This window comes from Serratia sp. 506_PEND (genome assembly GCF_001076875.1).
Classification (GTDB): Bacteria; Pseudomonadota; Gammaproteobacteria; order Enterobacterales; family Enterobacteriaceae; genus Serratia; species Serratia marcescens.
Genome location: NZ_JVEL01000011.1, coordinates 1 through 8,057 on the forward strand (window position 1 = coordinate 1; position 8,057 = coordinate 8,057).

Sequence of the window (8,057 nt, forward strand, 5' to 3'; positions counted from 1 at the left end):
GATGATGAAACCGGGGATCAGCGCCGAGAAGGAACGCGACACCGAGGCCGGCACGCTGTCCGGCAGGCTAATCACCCAGTTGCGCCGCACGATGAAGGCAAACATCTCGGCCACCGCCAGCCCGATCACCATACCGGAAATGATGTTGGCGCCGCCCAACCAGTTGGCCCCCACCGCATAGGCCTCGCCGACATTGAACGGCGTGACGGTCATAAAGGCCGCCACCGCCAGCAGCGCCGAAGCGAGCGGATCGACCTTGCGCTCTTCCGCCAACGCCATGCTGATAAAGAACGGCGTCATCAGGGACATGATCCCCAGCGTGCCGTTATAAACGCTGCCGCCGATGCTCTTCAGACTATTCAGCGTCTCTATGGTAGAGGCATCTAACCTTACGCCCAGAGAATAGAAGAACGATCCTTCGCCGAAGCTCAGAAACACGTTGTTGATCAACACGAACATCGCCCCGGTCAAGGTCAGCGGCATCAGGCGGATAAAGCCATTCTTGATGGCGTTGACGTGGGGCTGCTTACCGATTTTTACGGCGAAAGGCAGGATAACCTTCTCGAGCGAGGCAATGAGGGTATTCACGGCGGCCTCCTGTTATTGATTGGCTTTCTTGATGGCGGCCACCGCGGCCTTCAGCACGCCCAGCCCATCGACCTTGCCGTACAGCAGCGGATCGATGACCTCAACGGGTTTATTGGGCAGCTGTTTTTGCACTTCCGGCAAGGTGTAGGCGATCTGCGGCCCCAGCAGGATCAGATCCGCCTCAACGCCTTTCTCCGCAGCCAGCGCTTCCGGATAGGCGGCGATGATCACCGGCACTTCATATTTTTCGGCCTGCGCCTTCATTTTTGATACCAACAGGGAAGTGGACATACCGGCAGAACAAAACAGATAGATTTTTTTCTTTTCCATACCAAGCACCTCAGATAATCAAAAAAACCCCGTGTTATTTGTATGCCAGATGCAATCACGATTGCTTCACGCACATTCCTTATGAAAATTTCCGTCACGTTGCCCTGGTTACGGACAGTATACGGAGCATGAAAAACGGATCGGTAAGCCAGGAGGAGACATAACCGTCTCTCATTGACCTGACGGATTGACCCCCTTCACATTTCGCACAAAAAAATAGTGTGACCGGGCTCTCAAATAACCGATAAAAACTCGGAATATTCGCAATAAATATTCAAATAACAATTATAAACAGCAAGTTACAAACTCACCGAGAATTTAAGGGTTTATTTGCGCCTGAACAAACGAAAAGGGAATAAAAATAGTTCAAGCTTGATTCACCTACGGCCATCCGAACGCGAGAGCCGGTGAAGAGGATTAGGTGGGCAGACGCAGCAACTCGATCACCGTGCTCAGCGCCACGGAATGATTCCTGCGGTTGGGATAATAGAGGTAAAAACCGGTAAACGGCGCGCACCAGTCGGTCAACACCCGCCGCAGCCGCCCGCTCGCCAGGTGTTCTTCTACTTCTTGTTCGATGGCGAAAGCGATGCCGACGTGCGCCAGCGCCGCCTGCACCATCATCCTGCCGTCATCGAGTATCAACGGGCTGTTAACCGCCACGGAAAACCGCTGCTCGCCCTGCTGAAATGCCCATTTGTAGCGCTCGCCCGATGAGGCCTTACGCCAACCGATGCAGCGGTGCTGCAGCAAATCCTGCGGGTGCGTCGGCTCGCCGTGCCGTTGAAAATAATCCGGCGTGGCGACGATGGCGAAACGCAGATCCGGCGTCAGACGCACCGCGCGCATATCGTTGTGCAGATCCTCGCCGAGCCTAATGCCGGCGTCAAAGCCCTGCTCGACAATGTTGGCGAACCCCTCGTCCGCCACCACTTCCAGCGTAATGCCGGGGTACTCGCAGGCCAACCGCCCCAGATGCGGCACGATGGCGAGCTCGATGGCCGAACGCGGCGCGTTGATGCGCACCAGGCCTCGCGGCCCTGCGCGAAACGCATTCAGGCTCTCCAGCGCGGCGTCGATGTCGGTAAAAGCCGGCACCAACTGCGCCAGCAGATGCTCTCCGGCCTCCGTCGGCGAGACGTTGCGGGTGGTGCGATTCAGCAGGCGAATGCCCACCTGCGCTTCCAATTCGCGCAGGGTGTGGGTGAGCGTCGGCGGCGTCACGCCCAATCGGGCGGCGGCGCGGCGGAAGCTGCGTTCACTGGCGATAGCCACAAAGGCCGCCAGGCCGGACAGTTCAGGCTTTTTCATGCTATTGATATAAATTATCTAATAGTGAGATGAATTTTTAGCGGATAGTTATCTGTCACCTAACAACATAGCATTGCGATCGACCCCATTACCAGGTATCGATACGATGATTAATGCTACAGCTCCAACTCATGAAACGCCGCGCCGTCTGGCGGGCAAAGTCGTACTGGTGAGCGGCGGCGGCACCGGCATCGGCCGCGCCGCCGCGCTGGCCTATGCCCGCGAAGGCGCCAAAGTCGCGCTGGCCGGCCGACGCGCGGCGGAAATCGAAGCCACGGCGCGCGACATCGCGCTGGCCGGCGGCGACGCCCTGCCCATCGTGGCCGACGTCTCCGAGGAAGACGATATCCGCCAACTGATCGCCACGGTGACCGCCCATTACGGCCGGCTCGACGTCGCCTTCAACAACGCCGGCATCATCGGCAACTTCGCCCCCATCACCGAACAGAGCAGCGAGGATTTTGACCGGGTAATCGCCATTAACCTCAGAGGCGTCTGGCTGGCGATGAAATACGAGATTGAAACCTTTCTGGCTCAGCGCTCGGGCGGCGTGATCATCAACACCTCCTCCTGGCTGACCCACGGCGCGCTGGCCGGCTCATCCAGCTACTCCGCCAGCAAGGGCGCGCTCGATGCGATGATCCGCGCAGTGGCGCTCGAATACAGCGGCCAGGGCATCCGCGTCAACAACATCAACCCCGGCATCATCGACACGCCGATGGCGCGCAGCAGCGTGGCTGACAGCGCGGCCTTCGCGCCCTTTATCGCCCACACGCCCGCCGGCCGCCTGGGCGAATCGGAAGACATCGGCGATGTGGCGCTGTGGCTGGCGACGGACGAAGCCCGCTTCATCACCGGCCAAAGCCTGCTGGTGGACGGCGGTTACACCATCGCCGGCATGCGTTGAGGAGACGAGGCCATGAACTACGTTCGGCTTGGCGACAGTGGCCTGAAAGTGTCTCGCCTCTGTCTGGGTTGCATGACCTACGGCGATCCGGCCTGGCGGCCCTGGGTGCTGAAGGAAGACGAAGCGCGCCCCTTTATCCGCGAGGCGCTGGAAGCGGGCATCAATTTTTTCGATACCGCCAACATTTACTCCGGCGGAGAAAGCGAGCGCATTCTCGGCCGCGCGCTGAAGGCGTTTGCCCGCCGTGAAGACGTGGTGATCGCCACCAAGGCCTATTTTCCAATCGACGCGCAGCCGAACAGCCGGGGGCTCTCGCGCAAGCACCTGCTGCACAGCGTCGACGCCTCCTTGCAGCGGCTGGGAACGGATTACCTCGATCTGTTCGTGCTGCACCGCTTCGACACCGAAACGCCGCTCGAAGAAACCGCCGACACCCTCGACGGCCTGGTGCGGGCGGGCAAGATCCGCTATCTCGGCGCCTCCTCGCTGCACGCCTGGCGCCTGATGAAAATGCTGGCCTTTCAACGTCAGCACCGCCTGGCGCCGTTTATTTCGCTGCAAAGCCAATACAACCTGGTGACGCGTGAAGATGAAGAGGAGCTGATCCCGCTGTGCCTGGAGGAGGGGCTTGGTCTGACGCCCTGGTCGCCGCTGGCCCGCGGCGTGCTGGCCGGCTCCGGCAGCGGCGGCACGCTGCGCGCCGCCACCGACGAGCAGGCGCCCCGTTGGTACGGCGGCAGAAACGAGGTAGAACGCACCGTCGCGGCGGTCGCGGAGGTGGCGGCCGCGCGCGGCGTTCCACCGGCGCAAATCGCGCTGGCCTGGCTGTTGGCCAAACCCGGCGTGGCGTCGCCGCTGGTGGGCATGTCCAAGCCGCACCATCTGCAGGATGCGCTGGCGGCGCTCGAGCTCAGGCTATCACCGGAAGACGTGGCCGCGCTGGAGGCGCCAATGGCGCACGCTGCCCGCCCTGAGCGCTGGTAGCCCCCTTTCCCCCATTCCCGGAGATAAACATGTCATACGCTGTTACCGCGCGAGCGGCGTTGCTCGCCCTCGCTGCCGCATTCACCCTTAGCGCTCCGGCGCAGGCCGCCGCCAGCGCAGACTGCACAGAAAGCAGCATGACGCTGCCGCCTGGCGCGCTTTACCCCAACGGCATCGCCCGCGCGACGGACGGTACGCTGTATGTCGGCCTGATCACCAGCGGCAACGTGCTGCGCAAGCGGCCGGGTCAAGCGTGGGAAACCTTTTTCCCCGGCGCCGACACGGTGTTCGCCTCAAACGCGCTACGGCTGGACGAACGGCGCGGGCTGCTGTGGGGCAACTCGCCGGACTTTCTCTCCGGCGGCAAAACGCGCGCCAACCGCATCTATGCGCTGAACGTCGCGGACGGCACGCTCAACCGCAGCCTGGCGCTGCCGGCGGGAGAAATGGGCAACGATATCGTGCTCGGCGCAGACGGTACGGTGTATGTGACGGAAACCCGCGGCGGCGGCATCCTGCGCCTGCGGCCAGGCGAAGCGGCATTCCGTACGCTATATCAGGATCCGCAACTAGCGGCCCCCAGCGGGCTGGGGGCCGCCGGGATCGTGCTGCTCGACGACCGGCTGATGGCAGTCGCCAATTTCGGCACCGGTAAGCTCTACACCCTCAGTTATAACGCTCCAAAGCCGCAGCTGACGGAAATGCGGCTGCCGCGCCTGATTGAAAACCCGGACGGGATGGGATTGGCGCCGGACGGCGCACTGATTGTGCTGGAGAATGGGATCCAAAGCGGGCAGGGGCGGATCCTGCGGATCCCGTCTCCCAAGGCGGCAGGCACGCACCGGATTGAGGTCTTGCGCGAAGGCATGGAATCGCCGGTCAACCTCACTATCACTCCGCAAGGCTGCGCCTTCGTCAGCGAGTCGCGCATCCGCCACCGCCTGCTGCCCGGCCATGAAACCGAAGTGCCCGACAGTTTCCGCCTCTATCAACTGCCCTTGCCTCTCACCGCCGCGCAATAACCTCTCCACCACCACTGCGGGCGGCAACACTTGCGTTGTTGCCCGCAGGCGAACGACAATCTCGCTTCGTTGCAAACCGGCCTTGCGCAGCACTTCCCATTTTTACCTGTGACAGCCGATTGCCCGCTGGGCTAGTATAAGCGTCTGTGCAAACCTCGGGTTTGAGCGCGCCGTTTGGCGTTTTGATGATTTGATTTGCGCCGCCCGCCAAGCGCTGAATGGGGCGACGCCTGCTGAAACAATGTGATAGCGAATGACGACAATGAAAATCACAGTTCCCTTTACATTCAATGGATTGGAAAAATAATCGCATGAATAGCACCGATAAACTCGATTCGCACACGCCGATGATGCAGCAGTACTTTCATGGATAATCTAAGAACATGATCTAAAATGACTAAACATGAAAATTCACTTAAAAAGTTACCTATAGGCTACATATGAAACGGATAATCTGTTATCTCTTCTTCCTACTCTTACTTGTTGTCCTTGTGTATGCCGGGTTAGTAAAGGGGGATGTGTTTCCTGAATGGATCATGAGTAAGAAGCTTATGATCCGTTGTGGGTTGATAGGTATCCTTGGTGGAACTCTTTACTGTATCCGTGGAGTGTATCTTAACAAATGTGTTAGGAACTGCTGGGATGAACGCTGGCATGTTTGGTATGTGTTGAGACCTATCGTTAGTGGTATCTGTGGTGTTGTGGCCTACCTGTTCCTTAAAGCGGGTTTGATAGTGTTAGATGCATCACAAAACGGTAGTGGTGGCGATTATGGATATATGGCATTTGCCTTCTTTGCTGGCTTGAATGTAGATAAATTCGTTGGCAAAATCGAAGATGTAGGTATGGCTATTTTTGGGATTGAGAAATCTCGCACAGCAAGATCGGGAGATAATACCGATCAGAAATAATTAATAAGGATATAATATGTCTGCAAAGATATGTTTCTTCCCCGTTGGTAATGGGGATATGACCCTCATCCAAACGGAAGATGGGCAAAATATTTTAATCGATTGCCACATAAGAAAAGGGAAGGAACACCCTGATGTTCTTTCTCAGTTAAGAGAAAAGCTGGATCGTGATGAGAAAGGTAGATTATTTATCCACCTATTTATTTGGTCTCATCCCGATAAAGATCATTGTTCTGGAATTTCTGAGCACTTCCATTTAGGCAAACCCGAAGACTGGAGTGAAAGGTCAGATAAAATCTTTATTAATGAAATCTGGTCCAGTCCGATAGTATTTAGGCGACACCATGCACAAAATCATAATTTAGTCCAAGATGCAAGAGATCTTAATTCAGAAGTAAAACGAAGAGTTAATCTTTACAAAGAAAAACGATATTTAGATGGTGTCGGTAATCAAGTTTTAGTCTTAGGTGAAGATGAAAATGGTAAAACTGATGATATCCCTAATATTGTACTGCAACTTGATAATACAACTCGACTAATTAATGGTGCATATTCATACAATTTTGAAGCTCATTTGCTTGCACCATCACCAAAAAAAGATTTGGATGAGGATGAAGATAAGTTAGGTAAGAATCATTCAAGTGTAATTATCAATTTTGAGTTAAAAGGCGATAATAAAACAGCATTCTTTTTAAGTGGTGGTGATGCGGAAGTTGTTTGTTGGGAAGGTGTCCGTAACCGCCTGTTTAAAAATTACAATATGTCGTGGCTTGATTACGATATACTACAAACCCCACATCATTGCTCTTGGCGATCTTTATCGCATGATAGTTCAAGCGGTAAAGGAGATGAAGCAAAAACCTCCGAACTGGCGATGGAAGTATTCAACCGAGCAAAACAAAATGCATTTATAATTGCAAGTTCAGATCCTATTTCAGATGATGCTAATGATCCCCCATCATATCGAGCAAAAAAAGAATACGAAAATATTGTTGATAATGTACAAGGTCAATTTTTATGTGTATCGGACCATAAAAAGAATGGAGAGAATATTCCGTTAGAAATTGAAATTTCAGATAATGGTATTAAGAAAATTGCAGCATCTGCATTAGGCATGGCTGAATCATCAAGTGCCGCAGTAAATAGACAAGGTGGTGGTGGTTATGCCTGATTGTCTTAAAAAAAAGATAGATCAGTTGAGCACAATCCTTGCACCTTATGGTGCAAGGAAGCTTTCTATGAATGAATTAATAAAATTCGATAATAGATATGCTTGCGCTTGGGAGTTACCAACTGATTTAGAATTTAGTAATGAACCTATTGTATTGCAACTAAGATACAAAACTCTTAGTCAATTTGACATTCCAGATGTGTTTATTTCCTCACCTAAAATTGATGTTTGCCAACTCCCGCACTTAGAAAAAAATGGCAAGTTATGTGTTTGGCCTGACAGTTATATCATCGATCATAATGATATGACCTATGCAGTCGATTTACTAAACGATGCTATACTAATGCTAAGAAAAGGAATAAATGGAGATTTAAATGAGGATTTTATTGATGAGTTCCAGAACTATTGGATTTATCAATGTAATAAAATAGATCGACTTATAAGCCTGTGTGATCTAACAAATAAAAACACAAGGTTGGTTTTCGGTTATCGGACTCGGAAATTTGGAGTAATATATTCTGACACACAAAAAGAATTAATTAACTGGTTGGAAAACCAAAAAATATTGCCATTAGAATCGGATGAAAGTAATTCAAAAGATAAGCGAATAAGGCAACAGCAACTCTCTAAAATAATTTCAATCCCATTGATATTCTTCGATGAAGCCTGGTATCCGAGTCAGTATCCCAAAACTGCAAGGGATTTTTTTGAACTAATAAATCAGCAACAGGAAGATTCAGAAAGCACTATTGAATTGATCTTAAGATCTTGTGCTAATATGTTCAATGTCAAGCCAATAATTCTAATTTCATTCCCAACTCCTTCTGGGATGA

9 protein-coding genes are annotated in these 8,057 nt (G+C 53.1%); 6 read left to right on the plus strand and 3 right to left on the minus strand.

Annotated elements, in window-relative coordinates; all coding sequences use genetic code 11:
- The 3 genes from ADK28_RS00210 to ADK28_RS00220 all read right to left on the minus strand — a co-directional run.
- Positions 1–588 (minus strand): PTS transporter subunit EIIC (locus ADK28_RS00210; protein WP_048794583.1); only part of this gene is annotated, 588 nt, incomplete at its 3' end.
- A gap of 12 nt (positions 589–600) precedes the next feature.
- Positions 601–918, minus strand: coding sequence for a PTS sugar transporter subunit IIB (locus ADK28_RS00215; RefSeq protein WP_004932561.1), 318 nt, complete (start codon positions 916–918; stop codon positions 601–603).
- Positions 919–1,335: 417 nt separating this feature from the next.
- Positions 1,336–2,229, minus strand: coding sequence for a LysR family transcriptional regulator (locus ADK28_RS00220; protein ID WP_033641283.1), 894 nt, complete (start codon positions 2,227–2,229; stop codon positions 1,336–1,338).
- A gap of 106 nt (positions 2,230–2,335) precedes the next feature.
- On the opposite strand from ADK28_RS00220, the gene ADK28_RS00225 reads away from it, so the two are divergent.
- The 6 genes from ADK28_RS00225 to ADK28_RS29545 form a co-directional block, all read left to right on the plus strand.
- Positions 2,336–3,136: an SDR family NAD(P)-dependent oxidoreductase gene (locus ADK28_RS00225; RefSeq protein WP_042706786.1), complete on the plus strand. Its 801-nt coding sequence runs from the start codon at positions 2,336–2,338 to the stop codon at positions 3,134–3,136.
- 12 nt (positions 3,137–3,148) lie between these two features.
- Positions 3,149–4,120 (plus strand): aldo/keto reductase, encoded by a 972-nt coding sequence (locus ADK28_RS00230; protein WP_048794584.1) that lies wholly within the window; start codon positions 3,149–3,151, stop codon positions 4,118–4,120.
- A 29-nt stretch (positions 4,121–4,149) separates the two neighbouring features.
- Entirely contained in the window at positions 4,150–5,142 is a 993-nt protein-coding gene (locus ADK28_RS00235) for a hypothetical protein (protein ID WP_048794585.1), read from the plus strand.
- Between the two features lie 536 nt (positions 5,143–5,678).
- On the plus strand, positions 5,679–6,053 hold the full coding sequence (locus ADK28_RS00240) for a hypothetical protein (protein ID WP_225372713.1): 375 nt from the start codon (positions 5,679–5,681) through the stop codon (positions 6,051–6,053).
- 16 nt (positions 6,054–6,069) lie between these two features.
- Entirely contained in the window at positions 6,070–7,224 is a 1,155-nt protein-coding gene (locus tag ADK28_RS29540) for a hypothetical protein (RefSeq protein WP_075202020.1), read from the plus strand.
- 67 nt (positions 7,225–7,291) lie between these two features.
- The coding region (locus ADK28_RS29545; protein ID WP_275452762.1) for an E2/UBC family protein at positions 7,292–8,057 on the plus strand (766 nt) is incomplete at its 3' end.

What these genes read in the sequence shown, in the direction of transcription:
- ADK28_RS00230 (WP_048794584.1), top strand. Translation starts at nt 3,149, where the DNA reads ATGAACTACGTTCGGCTTGGCGACAGTGGCCTGAAAGTGTCTCGCCTC.
- ADK28_RS00220 (WP_033641283.1), bottom strand. Translation starts at nt 2,229, where the DNA reads ATGAAAAAGCCTGAACTGTCCGGCCTGGCGGCCTTTGTGGCTATCGCC.
- ADK28_RS00240 (WP_225372713.1), top strand. Translation starts at nt 5,679, where the DNA reads ATGAGTAAGAAGCTTATGATCCGTTGTGGGTTGATAGGTATCCTTGGT.
- ADK28_RS00235 (WP_048794585.1), top strand. Translation starts at nt 4,150, where the DNA reads ATGTCATACGCTGTTACCGCGCGAGCGGCGTTGCTCGCCCTCGCTGCC.
- ADK28_RS29540 (WP_075202020.1), top strand. Translation starts at nt 6,070, where the DNA reads ATGTCTGCAAAGATATGTTTCTTCCCCGTTGGTAATGGGGATATGACC.
- ADK28_RS00225 (WP_042706786.1), top strand. Translation starts at nt 2,336, where the DNA reads ATGATTAATGCTACAGCTCCAACTCATGAAACGCCGCGCCGTCTGGCG.
- ADK28_RS00215 (WP_004932561.1), bottom strand. Translation starts at nt 918, where the DNA reads ATGGAAAAGAAAAAAATCTATCTGTTTTGTTCTGCCGGTATGTCCACT.